This is a genomic window from Pollutimonas bauzanensis, assembly GCF_900129885.1.
Taxonomy (GTDB): Bacteria; Pseudomonadota; Gammaproteobacteria; order Burkholderiales; family Burkholderiaceae_B; genus Pollutimonas; species Pollutimonas bauzanensis.
In genome coordinates this window covers 23,719-42,501 of sequence record NZ_FQXE01000007.1, presented here as the reverse complement: position 1 = coordinate 42,501, position 18,783 = coordinate 23,719, and the positions used below count along the sequence as shown (strand labels likewise).

Here is an 18,783-nt window from a genome sequence, read left to right as displayed (position 1 = left end):
GTATGACGCATTTCCGGCACGAAAATGGAGCGCTGTCATAATAAAATTACGATCAGGGCATTACCTCGTGACGACAATCGCAGCCATCGTTGCCGGTTCTCATTTTCTGACTTGAAACCAGCAGATACAAATGAATTTTTTATGACACCATGAAATCGTCGCAGTATGTCTTTCACTCCGCAGTATCGGTCGACGCACCAGATTTATCATGCATATATTGCAGTCTGGTTCACCCGCCCTGGAAAGGCTGGTACAGCCTTTCGATTGATTTTTATTGAAAGCCATTTTTATATTGATTTGGATCAAAAATTCCATGCGTTTTAATGTCCGCCTCGCCACCAGCTTCGTCAGGATCGAAGCGAAGATATTTTCTCGGTATGGTGAAACGAGTATTCGGCGCGCCTTTTAACGTGAAGTGGCCAATACCTTTTCCTGTCCGGAAACATCAGGGCTTTGGAAATTTACGGCGTGATATCGAGGCCGCTTTTAAGACCTCGTTGCGCGCTCCCGTTATTGGCGGTCGCGACTTCGGCGGCGAACGCTTGGAGTCTTCTTGATTGCATGCGGTTGTCGACAGGCTTGCCGCCACGGCCAGGCAGAGAAAAAGGCGGCGGACTACCGGCGCAGCAATACCTTGGGCCATAGCGTTGCGTAGCGCGGCGGCCGGCGATTGCCTCGTTGAAATCCATGCGCCGCCTCTCCCAGACGTGGCCGGCATGCCGGGCTAATAATAATTTGCCTTGCTGAAATTCCCCTTAATGCCGGTTAAGGCGGCGCAAGGTCAAACAGCGCGGATGGCAATTGGCGCTCGCGAAGCTGCGCCAAGTTTCCTCAATCGCCTATCCATCGAGCCGCGGCGGCTCCGGTGTCTTCGGGCTTTGTATTGAAGGCGATGAACGCGTTCGGAGCCGCCTTATGCACAGCGTTTATGAGCGTCTCAAAAAGCAGCAAGCTCTTTGGAGGAACGCGAATTCCGCCCCCAATCACAACACAATCATAGGTCGCGGCCGCCAGGTCCCGCTCAATGGCAATGCGCGCGGATTCGTCTGGGCGAACCAGGCAGAGATCAGGCTTCCACCCACGCTCCGACATTTGCCTCATCCCGGCGGCAATCCCGCCACGAATCTTCTCAGCGTCGAGCCCCGGCGGCAACGCGGGATCGGAAAAATCGACGGTTTCCGGCTCCTGGCCGACGAACAACACTCGTTTCATGCTTGAGTCTCCATTAATCGTGATATTTTGATGGCAGACTCATTATGCTTCGTGCGGCGCTATTATCCGCCCGACCGCCGTTTGAATTCACCTGACTGGCGCGGCTTCCCATGATCGAGCGCGCTGTTTATCAAGAAGCATCCTCGCAACCTTCCACTCCCACGATGCGACCGTCGGTATTTGCGGAGCCTGCCCGATGAATACCGGATGCCTAGGTGGATTGCTGCTCCGACGATGATCAGAAGCAGGAACAAGCATACGAGACCCTGTAGTTGCAAACCAGGCATGTGGTTCCCAACGGCCAAGGCGAGCTAACGTGAAGGTAATTTGGTTCGCTCTGATAGGCGGCTATCGCTCGGCCAAAGCGTAGCCGGCGCTGGCGGGCGCCACGACAGAAACGAACGCAAATGGTTCGCTGCCTATGTTTCGCGCTCCGTGTACCTGGCCAGGCCGAGCCACGGCAATTTCGCCTTTCTTGAGGGTGCGCACGACCCCGTTGCCTTGGAAGTAGTCAGCCATCCCGGACAAAACAGTCCAGGTATCCTGGCCGTTGGGGTGAAGATGCGCCGCAATCTCCTGACCGGGATGGACATGCCAAACTACGATCACCGCATCTGGTGTTTCAAGCACCACGGAGCGGATAGGTTCGCCTTCGGACGGCCGAACATAATCGGCCACAGAAAATATTCTCGATTCGGCAGTCATGGAAGGTTCCTTTTTGACATGCGCCTCGATTGGCCACTTGGAAACAGCGATTCCGGAGTGTGCCGCAGCGCTGGCGACAATGCCGCGCAAAAAATCCTAATTCATCGCATAGCACTTGGCGTTGCGTTGGATCAAGGGCGGGATCGATGATTGGCCCGCGGAACAGACTCAAGGAATACGCGGAGGCACTACGCAGATGTGGCGCCAGAATTGCGTCAGCGCATACTGGCACTTGAAGGTTATGACAGATATGATAATATAAGATAACCTATATAACCCTCAAGAGAGCCGCCATGAGCGTCGTCGACGAACATCCAGGGGTTTCGACCTTGGTGGGGACGCCCGCGGAAATGCGCAAGCGGCTCAGCCATTCCCACGCGGAGCGTGTACTGGTGGTCGCGTTCGAACACCTGAAGTCTGCCCATCTGGATACGGTGGCCGAGACCTTCGCCAGCATGGCTTCCATGCTGGGCGCCTTTGTCGAACACCGCGACCGGGAGGCCTTGGAACGCCTGGCCGATGTGCTGGTGCCACGAACACCGCCCTCGCCCCGTCTGCTCCGCGAAATGACCATGCTGGTGCGTGCGCGCAATGCCGTGCTTGAAAGCGGTGATTGGCTGACGGCTGCGCAGGTCGCCCAATTGGCTGGACTGAGTACTCGCAACCCGAGCGCCCAGCCCAACAAATGGAAGAAGCAAGGTCAGATCTTCGCGATACACCATAGCGGTGTCGACTACTTCCCGGGATACGGGCTGGACCGCAACGCCGGCTTTCGTCCCCTGAAGTCATTGGCCAAGGTGATCGAGGCCTTCGATGGCCGTAAGGATGGTTGGGGACTGGCGTACTGGTTCCGTTCGGACAACAGCTTCCTGGGCGGCAAGCGCCCGCAAGACTTGCTGGCGGCCGAATCCGAGCGCGTGATTGCCGCCGCGCAGGACGAGGCGCAGGAGCTTGCACATGGCTAGCCGCCGCGGCAAGCCGCCGCCCGCGGTGCCCGCAGATGCGACCGGTTCCGTCGATCCGGCCGCTGCGCAGGGCGTTGGCGCCACGCCGGCTCCGCCGGCGACCCTGCACATTACCCTGACGACCTTGCCCAGGGGACAGGCGCTGCAGCGCGTGCATCAGGACAAATATGCCGCCACGCAGTTCAATCCTGGCGTCCTGGGCAATGCGCGCTTCAGTCCGATACGCAACGACCGGGGCGAGGCTATCCCGACGCTGTATGCCGGCACCACTTTTTCATGCGCGCTGATGGAAACAGTATTCCACGACGTGCCCTACACGGCAGGCTTCAAGAGCTTCGACAAGAACAAGCTGTCCGGCCAGATGCATTCCAAGGTCGAGATCACCCTCGACCTGAAAGTCGCCGATCTGGGCGGCGTTGCCCTGCGCAAGCTTGGCGTGCCGCGTAAACAACTGATAGACACCGAAAAAGACCAATATCCATCCACCAGGAAGTGGGCCGAAGAGATACATCGGCAATGCTCAAAGGCGCAAGGCCTGTCCTGGGTGTCCCGGCAAGATGGTTCGGCGCGGGCCTTCGTGCTGTTCGGCGATCGGATTCCCGGAGACGCCCTTCGTTCACAAGGCGATGCGCGAAGCCTGCTGGACGACCTGGATGCCTACGACGAGGTCCTTGCCCTGGCTGAGAGAATCGGCGTCAACATCGTATCCGGGAAGGTTTGACTTTCGCGGAGCTTCTGTGGTCCGCGTTGTTCCCTCCCTGCTTGCCATCCGCCGCACAGAAGATTTACCGGACGCGGGGGGCTGGTTTGGCTCAGCCTATCCAGCGGACCTGCGGCTGGCGGCGCGGGACGCGGGGCGGTATGGCTTTCGGATGCCCGACGACGATGGGAGCAACCGGCACCCATGGGCCGGGAAGGCCTAGCACCTTCTTGCCTTCCAGCGTATTAAGGAACCCCTGGGCGAAGCCTATCCAGCATGTGCCCAGCCCCGCTGCGTGCGCGGCCAGCATCAGGTTCTCTGCGGCCAGCGCGCAATCCTCGATGATCCAGGGGCCTGGCGCGGCCGCCGAAATCACGATCAGGACGGGCGCGTGATAGAAGATGTGGAAATCCGGATCGGCGAGCAGAGCTTGAAAGCGCGAAAGTTGCCCATGGGCCTGGGCGCTGTCGGGAAGCGTGTGGCGATAGGATTTTGCGGCTGCCGAAATCCCGTCGAGCACCCCCTGTTCGCGCACGACCGTAAACGTGCACGGCTGCTCATCGCCCGCGCTCGGCGCATACAGGGCGGCGTCGATCAGGTGTCGGATTACCGGCGCGTCAACATTTTGAGCCGTATAGTCGCGCACTGCGCGGCGGCCGGTGATTGCCTCGTTGACATCCATTACGCCCCTCCCAGACCTGGCCGATATGCCGGTTCAATGGTAGTTTGCCTGGCTCCGCCCCGTGTTGACGCCCGTCAAGCGAAGGCCGGCTGGACAACGCGGATGTAGCGGATTGAAGCGGCGGCGCCTTATGCCGCACCCGGGCGCAGCGCAGCGTCTCCAAAAGGTCCTGGCCGTCGCTAGCCCCTCGGACAACAGCCTGATAAGATCTTGTGAAACGCCTCCCGTTAAGTTATATTTATATATAATTTAACAAAGCCGGCTATGCATACCACCAATTTACGAAAAGTCGGAGGATCCGTCATGTTGGCCGTTCCCCCCGCCATTCTGGATTTGCTTCAGCTCGTTCCGGGGGCGACGGTCGGGCTTGCCATCGAGCATGCCCGCCTGGTGGTCGATCCCAGGCCCAGGCCGCGCTATACGCTGGCTGAACTGCTGGCCGATTGCGACGGCACGGCGCCCATCGACGCGCAAGACCAAGCCTGGCTCGGCGACAGTTCCACCGGAAGCGAACTGATTTGATGAATCGAGGCGATATTTACCTGGTCGACCTGAATCCGGCTTCCGGGAACGAACAGCAAGGTGTGCGCCCCGTGCTTATTGTCTCCCCGGCCGCATTCAACCGCCTGACTGGCACGCCGGTGGTGCTTCCCATCACCCATGGCGGAAACTTCGCCAGGACGGCGGGTTTCGCCGTAACCCTGATGGGCGCGGGCCTTGAAACGACAGGCATGATCCGTTGCGATCAACCGCGCGCACTGGATATCCATGCTAGCCGAGGTAAAAAGCTTGAAAGCGTGCCTGTGTCCATCGTGAATGAGGTGCTGGCCAGGATTGCCCCCCTGTTCGAGTAAGCTTTCTAATTTAAATTAAACAAGCCGCTTTTGCCGGCCGCTTAACGCGCGGCAGCCTTGGCGTTCGGCGTGGCAGCCGTGGCAGTCGACTTGACGGCCGCCGCCTCTTGGTTGCTCTGTGTTTCGGCCAATACGGAAAGCTTTTCGTCCGTGGACTTTTCTTCGGCCAGGGTCTCCTTGAGCAAGCGCAGCGCGTCGGTCAAATTCAATTGCTTGGCAAATGTACACAGCGTGCCGTAGCTCGCGATCTCGTAATGCTCCACCTTCTGGGCCGCGGCGATCAGGGCCGCGTCCAGCACCGGCCCTTTTTCGATTTCGTCTATGACTTCCTTTCCTTCTTCAACCAAACCCTCCATCGCCGCGCATTTCATCCGCTTGAGCTTCAGACCGCCTGTTTCCACGATCTCGTCGATGCGCTCGATCTGTCCCTCGGTTTCATCCAGATGGTTACGGAACGCCTCCGAGAGCTTAGGATTCGTGGCGGCGCGCGCAAGCTTGGGCAGCGCTTTGGTCAATTGCTTCTCGGCGCTGTAGATATCCGACAACATATGAATGAACAGGTCCTGCAAAGTCTTGGCAGCCATATGATTCTCCAAAAAAAATACATAGCGTCGAATCGCTCTGTAAGCCGATTGGAAGCAAGCCTTATGCCCACCGGCCGGCCGCCGTCTCCCTTTCGGCGCCGGATCGGGCCGATCGAACCGGCCGCGGGACGGCCAGGCTCGAAGCTGCAGGCAAATGCGTTTACACTGCTGCCACCTGATGCCACGCGACTGCCCCATGAACGAAATTGAACTCGACGATGAAACCGCCGACCGCTACCTGCTCGACGCCACCGGCACGTCCCTGCTGGTGTTCTACGACCCGAAGTGGAGCGAGGCCGATACCGCGCGCGAACAGCTGGCGAAAATGAACCTGCCGGTGGAACACTTGTGCTGGGTGGATGCCAGCGGCAGCGCTTCGCTGGTCGAGCGCTACGAAGCCTTCCATTTGCCCTCGATATTCATGATACGAGACGGCGTATTCTATGGACCGGTGCAAGCCACGCTCAACGAGTGGGATATCCGGCGCCAGCTGGCGCTGGCCGAAAGCAATTATCCGGCCGAACTGCCTTAGCCTACCGATAAGCCTTCCTGCTGCTATCCATTGCCGCGCTCTGCCTGCCGTTAGCGGAAAGGAAAATCAGTTCCTGGGATGCTGGTTTCCCTCTGCTCCAGAATCTCGGCCAGGGCGCCGAAGCCATCGATCAGGATTTGATCGCCGCCAGACACATTACTGACACTGGCCCGCACAAACTGCTGGACCGCGGCACGCCCAATGGCGAAGGCTTCCGAGCCGGCAATGAGATATCCCCTCTGCTGCAGCTCGGCAACGATGTGGGAAGCCCTCCATGGTTCCGGAACCTCGATCCAGTAATGCGGACTATGGGTATGGGTGGCGAGAACAAGGCCTTTCAAGAGTGGGCCGACACACGCCTTTCTGCGGACGATCTCGCCAATCTGATGCTGCCGCAACTTTTCCGCCGTACCATCTTCTATCCAGCGGCTCGCCAGCTCCAGGGTCAAAGACGTTGCCATCCAGCAGCTCGCCCGTATCGACGCTTCCAGGCGATTGATCAGCGGCAAGGGAGCATAGAGATAGCCCACCCGCAAGCCGGCGGCTACTGCCTTGCTCAGGCTGGAAATAAGAATACTGCGCTCCGGTGCAAACTCGCATAAGCGTGGCGGGCGGTCATCCACCAATACGCCATGCGCTTCATCCTCAAGAATCAGTAAATTGTGTCGGCGGCAAATATCTGCGATGGCTGCCCTGCGTTCACTTTCCAACACCCCACATGTCGGATTCTGAAGCGTCGGCGTACAGTACAGCACGGTTGCCCGATTGACTTTGCAGGCATCGTCCAAAGCTTGCGGCATCAAGCCCTGCTGGTCCATGGCTACGCCGACCAATCTGAGACCCAGCATGCGAGCCGCCGAGATCAGACCCGGATAGGTCAATTGTTCAGTGACAATGGTATCTCCGGGGCGAGCCAGAGCCATCAAGGCACACAAGAGGCCATGCTGAGAGCCGTTGACGCAGACCACTTGTTCGGCATTTACTATCGCACTCTGTCCCCTGGATAACCACGATGCGCCAGCCTCCCGATGCCTGGCCAACCCCGCCTCTGGCCCATATAGCATCAACTCTTGAAGAACGCTGCTGTCTCCAGCCAGAACCGCCAGGCTCTTGCCCAGGAAAGCCGACTCCAGACCGGGGATATGGGTGTTGCGGCTCATGTCATAAGGCCTCAACGGCTCCTCGACAAAATTTTTAAAACCACCGTCATGCTTTTCCATTAATCCCTTGCGTGCGACGAAAGTCCCATCTCCCACGCGGGCGCATACCAGACCGGTGCGTTCCAGCTCCCGGTAAGCCCGGCTGATCGTGCCAGTGGTCACATTGAGCTTGTCAGCGAGCAGCCTGTGGGTCGGCAGCTTCGCGCCATTATCCAGGAAGCCTTCGGCGATGAGCCGCTCCAGGCATGTTGCGACACGTTTATATTTCGGACCACCTTCTTGATGTAGTGCCTCGAGAAGCATTGACACCATGTCAATAATATGTTTGACAGCCATCATTATCGCCTTCATGATCAGAACAAATTCAAAATACCGCTTGAATGACTGCTATAAAAGAAGTCAATTTGTCACTTTATGGGAAGCACGGCATCTATGTCAACGTCTCTTGCACCCTCTGCCTTGGAAAGCGCGCATCGCTCCTGGGCCGCCATCGCGGTTACTTGCGTGCTTTTTGCCATCGTATGTCTGAGCTGGGGCACGACATGGCTGGGCATCAAGATCGCCGTCGAAACCGTTCCGCCCCTCACGGCGGCTGGCCTGCGCTTTCTCATTGCGTTTCCATTGTTCCTGGCTCTGACGCTGGTCTGCCGAGAGCCTCTCTATTTTCCTAAAGGCAAGCGGGGATTTTTCGCCTTCGTGACCCTGGGCTACTTCACGATTCCCTACTATCTGCTCAACCATGGAGAGATGTTCGTTTCATCGGGTTTGACTGCGCTGCTATTTAGCGCCATGCCTGTGTTCATACTGATCTTTTCGGCTGTCCTTCTGAAGGAACGCATCGCCCTATTCCAGGTGTTCGGCATCGGGATCGGCTTTTTTGCGCTCTACATGATCATTGTGTCGCAAGGCCTGCATCTGGACTACGCCGGGATATTCGGCGTTGCCGCCATTCTTGCCGCCGCCATCATGCACGGATTGGCCTATGTGCTGACAAAGAAAGACGGCGCTGACATCAGTGTCATCACCTACAACACGCTGCCGATCGGCATCGCCGGCGTCCTGCTGACGCTCACCGGATTTATCATCGAGCGTCCGGACTTCTCGGAGATCAGCGTCAGGTCTTGGGGCGCGCTTGTTTATCTGGGGATAGTCGCCTCGGTAGGTGGATTCATTGTTTACTTTGTACTCCTGAAGCGACTGCGTCCTATTGTCCTCTCGTTCGTGTTCATCATCTTCCCGGTAATCGCCATCATCATCGGCGCTTGGTACGAAAGCCATGCCATTTCGCGCGAATTAATCATTTATTCGGGAATACTGCTAGCTTGTTTCGCTATCACGAAATTGCCCGCTCGCTGGCTTGTCCGTAATGGGGAAGCATCATGATCCTCTTACGCCCGAATCGCTCGCAATAATTTTTTCGATTGATTTTCGTGCGATCAAGCGCCGGAGCCGGTTGTGGCTTGGAATCTGGCACACCTTCTTGCCGCCCTTCAGCCGATTTATCAACGACAAGAAGCGGTCGTGATGGCCTCATTCACCTTGACCTCGAATCCGGCGCATTCTCTCAGTAGCTCGTCGAAAGGTAAGGCATTTCTGATCATTATTTCGTCGGCAAGCATAGCTTTATAGTCCCTCGCCAAAGCTTTTTTTGCTTCGCCTTGGGGCACAACCTTTAAACCGCCGGCAGTTGCAGCGTGATAGTCAATCACACGCCCTTGTGCATCTTTCTCGATGAAGAAGCAGGACTTATGACGTGCGACCGCTGTGGCCACATCGCGATCTGAAATGGCAACTCTGAAATGTGGACTGCGCGCAATCGCAGCCAGATCGTGCCAGTGGCGCGCATAGCGTTCGCTACGAATCCGTCCCTGTGCACAGAAGACATGCGCTGCCGTCGCCTTTTCCCAGAAGGTCCGGGCGACGCTCATCACCAGTGGCGAGGCGGTCGGGAAGCATACGTCAGGCAGGTATTCTGCGATGTCGCAGGCGACTTGAAGCACTTGGTGAGGTTCGCCTGTGGCACGGCCGCCGAACTCCAGTGTTACGACTGGCGCCACATAACCGGTGCCCTGCGCCAGTTTGATAATGGCGAGTTGAAGAGCGCGCGCAGCGCCCAGACCACCAGATATCTTTTTCCAGAAGGTGGGCCGGGCGGCCTGATTGGGCGCGGGCGTATTCCAGCGCTTCATGTTGGTCTTCATGGCCGAGCTCAAAGAAGGACTCAGCCACGAATTGCCTCGGCGCCGATGGCCTGGGCCATCCAGCCCGGTAGGATTGCGCGTGCAGCGATCAAGGTATGCCACTCAGTGCTTGAAAGTGTGTGGCGTAATGAAGCCAGGGACTCACTGGCATGCGTTGGTCCCATCCATGCCAGGGCGCGCACTGCCGCGCCTGCTTGCCGCGTCCCCAGAGCCAGCATCCAGCGAGGAGCATGCTTGACCAGGACTTCCGAGCGGCCAAGCGTCAGTTTTCGTGTCCGACCTGACGTGAGATACACCTCGCGAATGGGAACCTGTTGCGTCAGCCCTAGAGTGTTGGCAGCGCTGGCACCGTGCGGTACGACAATTTCGCCACTCTGCTCGGCCAGCGCCTGGACTACTTTCTCGGGGGCCGGGGCGCGCGGACCGAACCGGCTGGGCACCGGGGCGACATAGGCGCCACGCGCCACGCGAAGCAGCTTTCCCGTCTTGGTCAGACGGGACAACGCCTGATCAATGGCAGCACGACCACCAAGATGCAGAAACTCCTTGGGCGACAGGATACCTCCTTCGGGGAGGGATTGTGCTTGCTGCAGGATGGTTTCAGGTAACGTATTCATAGGGTGCCTTAATAGTAAGAAAGGATACATCAGTTTCTGACATATTGGAAGTGGCTGCATGCCCTTCGCTGCAACCAACGAGCACCGTAAGGAAGCCACGCTCCGCACGAATTGCCCGATCTGTAACCGGTTGCGGCATAGGCACGCAGCCTTGCGAGGGTTGCGGTCAGGTTTGCCGCCGCGGAATCCTGATTTCCCGGAAAAGCCGGCCCCGGCTTGGTGCAAGCCGTCAGCTATCGCTCGGACGCTAAGGGGATAATCAGTGGATTAATGGCCTGCCTGGTTTTACACTGCAATTCGCGATGAAAGCATTTCGCCTGGCCGCAGCACTCAATTCAATGGAGAACTCAATATGCCGCTCAAGCTTCAGGTCATTATCTGCAGTACCCGCCCCGGGCGGGTCGGGCCCTCGGTGGCCCGCTGGTTCAACGAGGTCGCGGCCCGGCATGCGGGGTTCGACACGACCCTGATCGACCTGGCCGACTTCAACCTGCCGCTGTATGATGAGCCGCTGCACCCGCGGCTGCAAAAGTACGAGAACGAACATACCAAGAAGTGGAGCGCCAGCGTGTCCAGCGCGGACGCCTATGTGTTCGTGACGCCGGAATACAATTACTGCCCGCCGCCCGCCTTCGGCAATTCGCTCAATTACCTCTACAACGAATGGAATTACAAGCCCTGCGGCTTCGTCAGCTACGGCGGCGTTTCCGGCGGCATGCGCGCGGTCCAGCTGGAAAAGCAGCTGGTCACCACGCTGAAGATGATGCCCATGGTCGAAGGGGTCGCCGTGCCTATGGTGGCCACGCTGCTCGATGAAAACAGGAATTTCAAGTCGAACGAGCTTATCGACAATTCCGCGCAGGCGATGCTCGATGAACTCTATAAATGGGCGCAGGCCTTGAAGCCGATGCGCGCGCCAGGCCAGTAACGCCGGCCGCGGCGCGAAACTCATGGAGCAGCCGCGGCATTATTTCACCCTTCGCGGCGGGCCTGGACGTCATAGGACCCGAACGCCTTGCGGACGGATCGGCTTTCGGGCAGGACATAGACGATACCGTTAGTGCCGGTGAACGCGGGGCTTACCACGTTCTCGTAGAAGGTAACGGGGACATTGATGCAGCCATACGAAATGCGGTTGTCCAGCGGTGTTGCAGTGGCCAGGCGCTGCGGGCGCCGGTCCTTGGCATTGGATGTCGCGACGCGATGCAAGGCGATGCCTGCCTCGTAGTCGACCCAGAGTATCTCCTTGCCATGCAGGTTCCTGGCCAGCGAGGCCACGAATCGGCCCGCGGGCGTCGTGCGCTCATCCGGGCGGACGTCCGCCAATTTGCGCGTCCCGATATTGACCGCGGAATCGTCGCCCAGCGCCGCGCCAAGCAGTACGGGCGCGGCGCCGCGCAGTTGTCCTTCGGCGCCGAACAGAAAGGCCATCGCGCGCACCTTGTCGATAATGATGAACGGCATGCCCTGGTTATCGCCCGAGTCGACGACCCAGTCCGCTATGTAGCGGCTGTCCGGCGACGGCCGCTCTTCCAGGAAATCCGCCCGCCCGGCCTTGCGGGCGGGCGGGGGCATGATTCCTTCCACAGCCGGTTTCCGCGCCTCTTCCCGGGCGAGGGCCGGACGGGCCCGGGCCGGGTCTTGCCGGCTGTCTTGAGCGGCCGCCATGGGATGAAGGAAGAAACAGGCAAGGGCCAGGCCCAGGCCTGGCGTGATTGCCGCCAGGCCCGGGCGCGAACGCTTAGTTGCGCTCATGCTTGGGGCGGAAAACAGGAGCGACATACGGAGGCGGCGGCGCAGCCGGCTGCTCCTGCACCAGTATCATGGACGGCGGGCTGGCCGGAGGCGCGACCAGCAGCGCCACCATGGGCGGCCCCATCCAGGAAGGTACAGGACCGGGTGGAACGCTGGCCGGCGGCACCGGCTGGATTATCGGCCATAATGGAAAGGACGCTAGCGGCGTTCCGTCGGGCGCCAGCGCCCCGGGAACCACTTGGCCGTTCGGCAATACCAGGCCCGGGACAACGGGCGCAGGCACGACCGGGACAGGACCGGGCACGCCCACCGGGGGCGGTGCTAGCGCCGCGATAATGCTTCCCGTTGTTCTCGCAAAGACGGGCCCGCAGCAATTGATCGCCAAGACATAATCGCCGGCGTTGGCGCCAGCCAGGCTGTAGCCGCTGTAAATGATCGTCTTGCCGGTTCCCGGGTCCGCCGTATCGAAATTGGCGGAGCTGCCGGCGCCCGCGACCAGTTCCACACCGGCGGGATTGCCCTTCAAGGAGGAAAGCGCCGTGCCTGTCGTGCCGTCAAAGACTTTGTCGCCGCCATCGGCGAACACCAGCATGCGCTGAGTCAAGATCGCGCGTGTCAGCGTGAAGCGGCCCGAATAATCCGTGGGCGCCGCGTATGAAACGGGGTTGTAGTTGATCGAGACCGAAGCGTCTGTGACCGTGGCAGGGGGCGCGGCCAGCCCAAAGACCACGGTGCCGCCAGTAGGCCCTGGGCCGGTGCCGCCATAACCGGCGCTGAGCACCAGGCCTTCAGGCAGGCCCAGGCTGCGCGCAGCGTCCAGCGTGCCGTTGGTCAGCGTGATTGTTCCATTCACGTTCACATCGTTGGCCGCGCACATCATGATGTTTCCATTCGTCGTCGTCGTGGTGGCATTCATGTTGACGTCGCGTCCGGCGCTCAACAAGACGCTGCCCCCGACCGTCGTAATATCTGCGGCCACATTGATATCGCGCCCGCAGCATACTGAAAGGTTGCCATCGGTGGCGGAAATCGCCGCATTGATGTGCACATCGCCGACGGCATTCAATGTCAGGGTCGTCGGACTCCCGCTCGCCGTCCATACGATCGCCTCATTGACGTAGATATCGCCATTGCCCGCCAGCGCCGCGCCGGGTCCGGTCGCCGTATCGATGATGACATTGTTGGCGACCAGTTGGCCGCTTAGCGTCGAACCGGAGATATTGCCGCCGCTGCCGATGATGAAATCCTGGGGGTCGATCAGCCAGGTCCCCGTCAGCCCGGTGGGCGCGGCGGTAGTGACGCGAATGCCATCCGCGATGTTGACATGCGCGGCGGACGTTTCGATGAAGCCGCCATTGCCCCCGCCGGGCGCGCTGGCGTCCAGTATGCCGGCCGCGTTCACTGCGCCGTTTTGCATGCCGCCCAGCAGCTTGATCGTGCCTCCGACGTTCTCTATGGTTTGCGCCTGGATCACGCCAGTGTTGTTGACCGCATTGGACAGCAGGCTGCCGGCTGCTTGCGTCGTCATCAGCACGCGCCCGCCGTCGGCCCGGATCAGCCCGCCGTTCTCCGCCAGCGCGTCGACGGCGCCCTGGGTGACGGCGACATTCAGCAACTTGTCGCCCGCGACATCGAGCGTGACCGCGTTGCCGGCTGCCAAGGCGATGGTGCCCAGCCTGGCCACTATGGTGCCATGGTTGCTCACGGTCGCGCCCAGCAAGGCGACATAGCCGCCATCGCTGACGCTGATCGTTCCATGGTTGACAACGGAACCATGGCTGGCGCCCGACAACTGGTAGTTGCCCGCCATGAAGTCGGCGTTCGCGATCCCGAGCGTGGAGGCGGCCAGGCCGCCCACATTGACCGAGGCATTTTGTCCAAAAAGAATGCCGTTGGGATTGACCAGGAATACTTTCCCGTTGGCCGTAAGATTGCCCATGATGGCGGACGGGTCGGAGCCCGTTACGCGGTTGAGCGTTACCGAACTGGCGTCAGGCTGCTGAAAACGAACCGTTTCCCCCGGCCCTATGCTGAAGCCCTGCCAGTTGATTATTGCCTTGGCGGTCGACTGGGTGACGGTCATCGCGTTGGCCGCATCGTTCGCGTATCCAGCGCCGCCTTCGACGACCACGCCGCCCGTGGGCAGGGCCCAGGCCGCGGAACCGAAGGCCAGCGCTGCAAACAGGGTAAGCGTTTTCGAGATTGAAACCTGCGGGTGTGCCATTATGCTTGCGCTCAAGTGAGTTGCTGCCAGATAGTGATTTCAGAAGTACTTGACAAGCTGGACCCAGAAACGTCCGTTCTTATCCGGAGCCGACAAGGTCTCGGCATTGCCCAGCTTGCGCGCGTACGAAACCTTGACCGCGAAATTGTTGTAGTCCATCCAATTGACGCCCACGCCTGCGCCGCTCAGGGTTCTGCGGTTCGGCCCGGGAAACCAGGGGTTCTTGTGGGCGGTGGTGGTGCCGGTGTCGGCGAAGGCAATCAGTTGCACCTGGCCCAGCTGGTTCGCGGCAAACTGCGGCAAAAGCCAGCGCGCCTCGACATTGATGACATAACCTTCGTCGCCCCAGGCCTCGCCTTCGGGGTAGGCCCGCACACCGTTTATTCCACCCAGGCTCATTTTTTCGGAGCTGTCCAGGTTCTTCGAAGCGAACTGCCCATTGATCCCCGCATACAAGGACACTGATCGCGTCAAATTCTGCAAGCGCATGGCGCTGAAGCCGAGCTTGTTGTAATGGCCGTTGCTATGCGCCGTGATCCCGTCGTATGCCCTCACCTCGGGTGTTTGAATATTGATCCTGCCCGTGGTGCCCGTAAGCGAAAAGGCGCTCAGTCCGCCCCCGCCGAAATTGTCACGATGATCGCCCAGCAGGCTCAAGCTGACCGCGTCGGCTTTCCTGTTGCTGACAAACTGCTCCGCCCTGTCCCGGAGACGCTTGTGGTCATATCCAAGCTGCACCGACAGATTGGTGTTGCGCGAACGGATCAAGGGGTAGCTGCCATAGACGCTCGCAATGTCCGCGGTACCGTGGGCGTCCAGGCCATCGAACTCTTTGCCCAGCCTGTAGCCCAGCCGGCTATAGGCGACCCCCAGCGTCGCCTTGCCAAACGGCATCTGGTAAGACGCCCGGCCATAGTTCAAGCCGCGCCCCGAAGTCACCCCCCGCAGCGTAGCCACATCGCCGCGCCCCAGCAGGTTGTTGAAATTGACGGTTCCCCCGGCCCGGTACTCGCCGGTGTAGCGGTTGCCTGCGTTGTCGGCATCGACGCTGCCCGTGACGCGCCGTCCCGGGTCCACGTCGACAATGAGGTCAGACGCCCCCAGTGTCGCGCCCGGCGTCAAGGTGGAGCTCACGTTCACGCCCGGAATGTCTGAAAGCAGCAGGAGACGGTTCTCCAGCGGCTCGATGTTGATGGTATCCGCGCTATCGATGCCGCGGAGCCGGCTGTTGATGAGGCTGTCCGATAAGTTGGTGTTGTTGCGCAGTTGGATATTTCCGAACTGGCCTTCCAGCACCGCAATCGTCACCGCGCCATTCTTGATGTCCTGCGCGGGCAGATAGGCTTGGGCCAGGAAGTAGCCGTCCTTGTGGTAGTGATCGGTGATTTTCGCGGCCATGCCGCGCAGGTCGGCCAGGGATAATTCACGGCCCGGTTCAAAGCCGGTAAGCGCCAGCAGCTCGGCATCGGTATACACATGCGCGCCGGTAAGATGCAGGGCATCCACGCGGATTTTCATGTCGTCCGGGACGCCGGCTTCAGCCTTGTTTTTCTGCTGGATGCGGATTTGCGGTGGTGCTTTTTCTAGGGTGGGGGCAGGCGGGATTTGCTGGATCTGGCTTCCTGCGTTCGGAAATTCAACGGCAGCGGCGTTTTGTCCGGAGGACAGCAGCAGTCCCAGAGCCAGCAACGATAATTTGGGTCGGAGCATGGGGCCTTTTATGAGCACGGGATATTCGGAATGAATTTTTCCTGTGCCTTCGCCGGTGATCTCACTGCATCGTTACGGCTGTGTCGGGATTGTACGCAGCAGAAATCAACTGTCGAGAAAAAAACAGTTTTCCTTACAACATATCGCAGCCGCCGCGCTACCCGCCATATGGCCGGCTGTCATGTCCGACAGCGTGATGATGACTGCGCCCTCGCCCGCTATACGCCCTCTCCCCCTACAGCTTGTCCGGAGTGAATTGCGCGCGGCGGCTGATGGTTTTGCCCGACACCATGAACACGCCATCGCCGGTGTAATGCAGCGTCTCGGGGTATTTCGGCGTCGCGTTCACGTGCGCCTTCACGACTTCGAAGATAAAGAAGTTGTAGCGTCCGACCAGCGCGTCGTCGGCCAGCCGGCATTCGAGGCTGGCGTGGCATTCGCGGATCAAAGGCGCCTGCACGGCTTGCGCGGGGTCCGCGGTCAGCTTGAATTTTTCGAACTTGTCGACCGAAGCGCCTGAGGTATTGCCTATGCCCACGACCTCGTCGGTCAGCGCCGTGGTCGGCACGTTGATCACGCACTCGCGGCTACGCCGGATCAGCTCGAAGCTGTGATTGCCGCTGGAGATCACGCAGCCCACCAGCGATGGGCTGAATTCCATGACGGTATGCCAGCCCATGGTCATGATGTTGCGTTCGCCGCGCCAGGCCGACGAAACCAGCACGATGGGGCCCGGTTCGAGATAGCGCCGGATCAATTCGACCGGCAGATCGATCTTCTTTGCATGCTTGGTCATGGTGTGGCCTCGCTGGCGGGCAGCCCCGCCATGGTGGCGCCGACGCCGCCCTGGCCGGCGAATTGCCGGTTCATGGCGTCCGCTTCGGCAAGAATCCAGTCCTCGAACAGCTGTACGCGGGCCGGCTTGGGAACATCCGCCCGATAAGCCAGATAGTATGCGCCCGAGGTCGCCACCCGCAAGCCGAAAGGCGCCACCAGGCGGCCGGAAGCCAGATCATCATTGACGAAGGCCAGCTGCGCCACCATCACGCCCAACTGGTCCGTGGCCGCCTGGTACGCCAGCGCGGCATTCTCGAACTTGAGCCCGCTGTTGCCGTCTATGTGCCCGACCCCCGCCGCCTCCAGCCAGGTCGGCCAGTCCAGCGGGCGATTCATCGAACACAGCAGGACATGGCCGGCCAGGTCGCCGGGCGCCGACAGCGCCGGCTCCCGCTTCAGCAGGCCGGGTGCGCATACCGGCAGCAAGGTTTCTCCGAACAAATACAGATACCTCGAACTCGCGGCGGAAGCGCCGGGATGCCGGGCCTCGGAATGTATGCTGACGTCCACGTCCTCCCGGTCGAAGTCGGCGCGCTGGTGAGACGTCGTGATCTGGACGTCGATGCCGGGGTGCAAGGCATGGAAACGGGCCAGCCGCGGCACCAGCCAGCGGATCGCGAAGGTCGGCGGCAGCTTGATGCGCAGCCGGTTCTCATCCGGACTCTGGCGCAATTGCTGGCTGCCGTATTCGATCTGGTCCAGCGCATTCTTGATCGTGCGGAAATAGGCGCTGCCCTGGGCGGTGAGCTCTATCCCGTAGCGCCCGCGTTCGAACAATTTGATTTTCAGCCAGTCTTCCAGCGCGCCGACGTGGCGGCTGACCGCGCCCTGGGTCACGCACAGTTCCTGGGCGGCGCGGGTAAAGCTGGCGTTGCGCGCCGAGGCGTCGAACGCGCGCAAGGCATTCAAGGGAGGCAAACGACGCATAGGGCGGCTCCAGGCATGAGTTTTGCTCATATCTATTATGCCTTAATTGTGTTTGCCAGAGGCCTCCTTTTATTCAAGAATGGCAAGGCAGAATTATAAAAACCCAAAGGAGACTTCTATCATGAATAAAATACATATGTGGCTGGCTGGAATGCTGCTTGGTTTCAGCTGCGCTTGCGCAGCCCAGGCGCAAACTTATCCCACTCACTCCATCCGCATGTACCTGCCCTGGCCGCCGGGCGGCGGCGTGGACACCATGGGCCGCATCCTGGCCGAACCGCTTTCGAAAAGGCTGGGTCAGCCTATCGTGGTGGACAACCGGGCCGGCGCGGGCGGCAATATCGGCACCGCCATCGCTGCGCGCGCCGAACCCGATGGCTATAACCTGCTGATGGGCTCGATCAGCCCCAATGCCGTCAATGTCCATTTGTATTCCAAGCTGGGCTTCGATCCGGTCAAGGATTTCGCGCCCATCATGTTCGTCTCGTCGGTTCCCAATATCCTGGTCGTTCCCACGGCATCGCCATTCAAGAGCATGCAGGACGTGGTGGACTATGCCAGGGCCAATCCCGGCAAGCTGAACTACGGATCGGGAGGGGTCGGCTCCTCGCAGCACCTGGCCGCGGTGCAGTTCATGAGCGCCGCCAAGATCGAGATCGTCCACGTGCCTTACAAAGGCACGTCGCCGGCCGAGAGTGACCTGATGGCGGGCCAGATTTCATTGATGCTCGACACCACCACCTGTCTGCCCTTGATCGCGGGCGGCAAGCTGCGGGCGCTGGCCGTGGCATCGAAAGCGCGCAACCCGGCGCTGCCGGATGTGCCGACCTTCGCCGAACTGGGCCTGCCCATATACGCCTCGTCCTGGTACGGCCTGATGGCGCCCGCCGGCACGCCGCGCCCCATCATCGAGCGGCTCAATCGCGAGGCCAACGAAGTGCTCAAGTCCGACAAGAAACTGCGCGCCCAGATGGCCGACTACGGCGCTGAAATGGGCGGCGGCACCCCTGAGGAATTCGGCGCTTTCATGGCTTCCGAAACCGAGCGCTACGAAAGCATCGTAAGGCTGTCCGGCGCCAAGCTCGACTGAGCCCCGACCCCGCAACCCATACTGTAGA

At 60.1% G+C, this 18,783-nt stretch carries 21 protein-coding genes; 8 read left to right on the top strand and 13 right to left on the bottom strand.

The features are described 5' to 3' along the window. Nucleotides 1-461 precede the first annotated feature (461 nt). From BUB23_RS26725 to BUB23_RS14190, 3 genes are all read right to left on the bottom strand, one after another. Entirely contained in the window at nucleotides 462-689 is a 228-nt protein-coding gene (locus tag BUB23_RS26725) for a hypothetical protein (protein WP_143160983.1), read from the bottom strand. Nucleotides 690-831: 142 nt separating this feature from the next. After that, on the bottom strand, nucleotides 832-1,212 hold the full coding sequence (locus BUB23_RS14195) for a hypothetical protein (protein ID WP_073103891.1): 381 nt from the start codon (nucleotides 1,210-1,212) through the stop codon (nucleotides 832-834). A 348-nt stretch (nucleotides 1,213-1,560) separates the two neighbouring features. Further along, nucleotides 1,561-1,917 (bottom strand): cupin domain-containing protein, encoded by a 357-nt coding sequence (locus tag BUB23_RS14190; RefSeq protein WP_073104157.1) that lies wholly within the window; start codon nucleotides 1,915-1,917, stop codon nucleotides 1,561-1,563. Nucleotides 1,918-2,210: 293 nt separating this feature from the next. Here BUB23_RS14190 and BUB23_RS14185 point away from each other — a divergent pair, with 293 nt between their 5' ends. Then, nucleotides 2,211-2,882 (top strand): hypothetical protein, encoded by a 672-nt coding sequence (locus BUB23_RS14185; protein ID WP_073103890.1) that lies wholly within the window; start codon nucleotides 2,211-2,213, stop codon nucleotides 2,880-2,882. After that, nucleotides 2,875-3,603 (top strand): RES family NAD+ phosphorylase, encoded by a 729-nt coding sequence (locus BUB23_RS14180; RefSeq protein WP_084136029.1) that lies wholly within the window; start codon nucleotides 2,875-2,877, stop codon nucleotides 3,601-3,603. Before BUB23_RS14185 ends, BUB23_RS14180 begins: the two co-directional genes overlap by 8 nt. Nucleotides 3,604-3,694: 91 nt before the next feature. Here BUB23_RS14180 and BUB23_RS14175 read toward each other — a convergent pair whose 3' ends face one another. Next, nucleotides 3,695-4,264 (bottom strand): nitroreductase family protein, encoded by a 570-nt coding sequence (locus tag BUB23_RS14175; RefSeq protein WP_073103888.1) that lies wholly within the window; start codon nucleotides 4,262-4,264, stop codon nucleotides 3,695-3,697. 303 nt (nucleotides 4,265-4,567) lie between these two features. Between BUB23_RS14175 and BUB23_RS14170 the strand changes: the two genes are divergently transcribed. Continuing rightward, nucleotides 4,568-4,786 (top strand): AbrB/MazE/SpoVT family DNA-binding domain-containing protein, encoded by a 219-nt coding sequence (locus BUB23_RS14170; protein WP_245801278.1) that lies wholly within the window; start codon nucleotides 4,568-4,570, stop codon nucleotides 4,784-4,786. Beyond that, the gene (locus BUB23_RS14165; protein WP_073103884.1) at nucleotides 4,786-5,118 is read left to right on the top strand and encodes a type II toxin-antitoxin system PemK/MazF family toxin; all 333 of its coding nucleotides are present in this window, start codon (nucleotides 4,786-4,788) and stop codon (nucleotides 5,116-5,118) included. The genes BUB23_RS14170 and BUB23_RS14165 overlap by 1 nt, the downstream gene beginning before the upstream one ends. 41 nt (nucleotides 5,119-5,159) lie before the next feature. On the opposite strand, the gene BUB23_RS14160 is transcribed toward BUB23_RS14165, so the two are convergent. Then, nucleotides 5,160-5,702: a YciE/YciF ferroxidase family protein gene (locus BUB23_RS14160; protein ID WP_073103882.1), complete on the bottom strand. Its 543-nt coding sequence runs from the start codon at nucleotides 5,700-5,702 to the stop codon at nucleotides 5,160-5,162. A gap of 196 nt (nucleotides 5,703-5,898) precedes the next feature. Here BUB23_RS14160 and BUB23_RS14155 point away from each other — a divergent pair, with 196 nt between their 5' ends. Further along, complete coding sequence (locus BUB23_RS14155) at nucleotides 5,899-6,234, top strand: thioredoxin (protein WP_073104155.1); 336 nt, start codon at nucleotides 5,899-5,901, stop codon at nucleotides 6,232-6,234. Nucleotides 6,235-6,284: 50 nt separating this feature from the next. On the opposite strand, the gene BUB23_RS14150 is transcribed toward BUB23_RS14155, so the two are convergent. Then, the gene (locus BUB23_RS14150) at nucleotides 6,285-7,733 is read right to left on the bottom strand and encodes an aminotransferase-like domain-containing protein (RefSeq protein WP_245801277.1); all 1,449 of its coding nucleotides are present in this window, start codon (nucleotides 7,731-7,733) and stop codon (nucleotides 6,285-6,287) included. A 93-nt stretch (nucleotides 7,734-7,826) separates the two neighbouring features. Here BUB23_RS14150 and BUB23_RS14145 point away from each other — a divergent pair, with 93 nt between their 5' ends. Further along, nucleotides 7,827-8,777: a DMT family transporter gene (locus tag BUB23_RS14145; protein WP_073103881.1), complete on the top strand. Its 951-nt coding sequence runs from the start codon at nucleotides 7,827-7,829 to the stop codon at nucleotides 8,775-8,777. 119 nt (nucleotides 8,778-8,896) lie between these two features. On the opposite strand, the gene BUB23_RS14140 is transcribed toward BUB23_RS14145, so the two are convergent. Further along, entirely contained in the window at nucleotides 8,897-9,595 is a 699-nt protein-coding gene (locus tag BUB23_RS14140; RefSeq protein WP_245801276.1) for a nucleotidyl transferase AbiEii/AbiGii toxin family protein, read from the bottom strand. Between the two features lie 20 nt (nucleotides 9,596-9,615). Then, nucleotides 9,616-10,212: a DUF6088 family protein gene (locus BUB23_RS14135; protein WP_073103879.1), complete on the bottom strand. Its 597-nt coding sequence runs from the start codon at nucleotides 10,210-10,212 to the stop codon at nucleotides 9,616-9,618. 352 nt (nucleotides 10,213-10,564) lie between these two features. Here BUB23_RS14135 and BUB23_RS14130 point away from each other — a divergent pair, with 352 nt between their 5' ends. Continuing rightward, nucleotides 10,565-11,140 carry an NADPH-dependent FMN reductase gene (locus BUB23_RS14130; RefSeq protein ID WP_073103877.1) on the top strand — a complete coding sequence of 192 codons (576 nt, stop codon included), beginning with the start codon at nucleotides 10,565-10,567 and terminating at the stop codon, nucleotides 11,138-11,140. Nucleotides 11,141-11,184: 44 nt separating this feature from the next. On the opposite strand, the gene BUB23_RS14125 is transcribed toward BUB23_RS14130, so the two are convergent. From BUB23_RS14125 to gcvA, 5 genes are all read right to left on the bottom strand, one after another. Further along, the gene (locus tag BUB23_RS14125; RefSeq protein WP_245801275.1) at nucleotides 11,185-11,967 is read right to left on the bottom strand and encodes a hypothetical protein; all 783 of its coding nucleotides are present in this window, start codon (nucleotides 11,965-11,967) and stop codon (nucleotides 11,185-11,187) included. Next, nucleotides 11,954-14,206: a two-partner secretion domain-containing protein gene (locus tag BUB23_RS14120; protein ID WP_218599002.1), complete on the bottom strand. Its 2,253-nt coding sequence runs from the start codon at nucleotides 14,204-14,206 to the stop codon at nucleotides 11,954-11,956. The genes BUB23_RS14125 and BUB23_RS14120 overlap by 14 nt, the downstream gene beginning before the upstream one ends. Nucleotides 14,207-14,230: 24 nt before the next feature. Continuing rightward, on the bottom strand, nucleotides 14,231-15,901 hold the full coding sequence (locus tag BUB23_RS14115) for a ShlB/FhaC/HecB family hemolysin secretion/activation protein (protein ID WP_073104151.1): 1,671 nt from the start codon (nucleotides 15,899-15,901) through the stop codon (nucleotides 14,231-14,233). Nucleotides 15,902-16,136: 235 nt separating this feature from the next. Next, nucleotides 16,137-16,697, bottom strand: coding sequence for a flavin reductase family protein (locus BUB23_RS14110; RefSeq protein WP_073103874.1), 561 nt, complete (start codon nucleotides 16,695-16,697; stop codon nucleotides 16,137-16,139). Next, nucleotides 16,694-17,665 carry a transcriptional regulator GcvA gene (gcvA, locus tag BUB23_RS14105; protein WP_073103872.1) on the bottom strand — a complete coding sequence of 324 codons (972 nt, stop codon included), beginning with the start codon at nucleotides 17,663-17,665 and terminating at the stop codon, nucleotides 16,694-16,696. The genes BUB23_RS14110 and gcvA overlap by 4 nt, the downstream gene beginning before the upstream one ends. Nucleotides 17,666-17,786: 121 nt before the next feature. Here gcvA and BUB23_RS14100 point away from each other — a divergent pair, with 121 nt between their 5' ends. Further along, nucleotides 17,787-18,755: a Bug family tripartite tricarboxylate transporter substrate binding protein gene (locus tag BUB23_RS14100; protein WP_073103871.1), complete on the top strand. Its 969-nt coding sequence runs from the start codon at nucleotides 17,787-17,789 to the stop codon at nucleotides 18,753-18,755. The last annotated feature ends 28 nt before the right edge of the window (nucleotides 18,756-18,783 follow it).

What these genes read in the sequence shown, in the direction of transcription:
- BUB23_RS26725 (WP_143160983.1), bottom strand. Translation starts at nt 689, where the DNA reads ATGGATTTCAACGAGGCAATCGCCGGCCGCCGCGCTACGCAACGCTAT.
- BUB23_RS14195 (WP_073103891.1), bottom strand. Translation starts at nt 1,212, where the DNA reads ATGAAACGAGTGTTGTTCGTCGGCCAGGAGCCGGAAACCGTCGATTTT.
- BUB23_RS14190 (WP_073104157.1), bottom strand. Translation starts at nt 1,917, where the DNA reads ATGACTGCCGAATCGAGAATATTTTCTGTGGCCGATTATGTTCGGCCG.
- BUB23_RS14185 (WP_073103890.1), top strand. Translation starts at nt 2,211, where the DNA reads ATGAGCGTCGTCGACGAACATCCAGGGGTTTCGACCTTGGTGGGGACG.
- BUB23_RS14180 (WP_084136029.1), top strand. Translation starts at nt 2,875, where the DNA reads ATGGCTAGCCGCCGCGGCAAGCCGCCGCCCGCGGTGCCCGCAGATGCG.
- BUB23_RS14175 (WP_073103888.1), bottom strand. Translation starts at nt 4,264, where the DNA reads ATGGATGTCAACGAGGCAATCACCGGCCGCCGCGCAGTGCGCGACTAT.
- BUB23_RS14170 (WP_245801278.1), top strand. Translation starts at nt 4,568, where the DNA reads ATGTTGGCCGTTCCCCCCGCCATTCTGGATTTGCTTCAGCTCGTTCCG.
- BUB23_RS14165 (WP_073103884.1), top strand. Translation starts at nt 4,786, where the DNA reads ATGAATCGAGGCGATATTTACCTGGTCGACCTGAATCCGGCTTCCGGG.
- BUB23_RS14160 (WP_073103882.1), bottom strand. Translation starts at nt 5,702, where the DNA reads ATGGCTGCCAAGACTTTGCAGGACCTGTTCATTCATATGTTGTCGGAT.
- BUB23_RS14155 (WP_073104155.1), top strand. Translation starts at nt 5,899, where the DNA reads ATGAACGAAATTGAACTCGACGATGAAACCGCCGACCGCTACCTGCTC.
- BUB23_RS14150 (WP_245801277.1), bottom strand. Translation starts at nt 7,733, where the DNA reads ATGATGGCTGTCAAACATATTATTGACATGGTGTCAATGCTTCTCGAG.
- BUB23_RS14145 (WP_073103881.1), top strand. Translation starts at nt 7,827, where the DNA reads ATGTCAACGTCTCTTGCACCCTCTGCCTTGGAAAGCGCGCATCGCTCC.
- BUB23_RS14140 (WP_245801276.1), bottom strand. Translation starts at nt 9,595, where the DNA reads ATGAAGACCAACATGAAGCGCTGGAATACGCCCGCGCCCAATCAGGCC.
- BUB23_RS14135 (WP_073103879.1), bottom strand. Translation starts at nt 10,212, where the DNA reads ATGAATACGTTACCTGAAACCATCCTGCAGCAAGCACAATCCCTCCCC.
- BUB23_RS14130 (WP_073103877.1), top strand. Translation starts at nt 10,565, where the DNA reads ATGCCGCTCAAGCTTCAGGTCATTATCTGCAGTACCCGCCCCGGGCGG.
- BUB23_RS14125 (WP_245801275.1), bottom strand. Translation starts at nt 11,967, where the DNA reads ATGAGCGCAACTAAGCGTTCGCGCCCGGGCCTGGCGGCAATCACGCCA.
- BUB23_RS14115 (WP_073104151.1), bottom strand. Translation starts at nt 15,901, where the DNA reads ATGCTCCGACCCAAATTATCGTTGCTGGCTCTGGGACTGCTGCTGTCC.
- BUB23_RS14110 (WP_073103874.1), bottom strand. Translation starts at nt 16,697, where the DNA reads ATGACCAAGCATGCAAAGAAGATCGATCTGCCGGTCGAATTGATCCGG.
- gcvA (WP_073103872.1), bottom strand. Translation starts at nt 17,665, where the DNA reads ATGCGTCGTTTGCCTCCCTTGAATGCCTTGCGCGCGTTCGACGCCTCG.
- BUB23_RS14100 (WP_073103871.1), top strand. Translation starts at nt 17,787, where the DNA reads ATGAATAAAATACATATGTGGCTGGCTGGAATGCTGCTTGGTTTCAGC.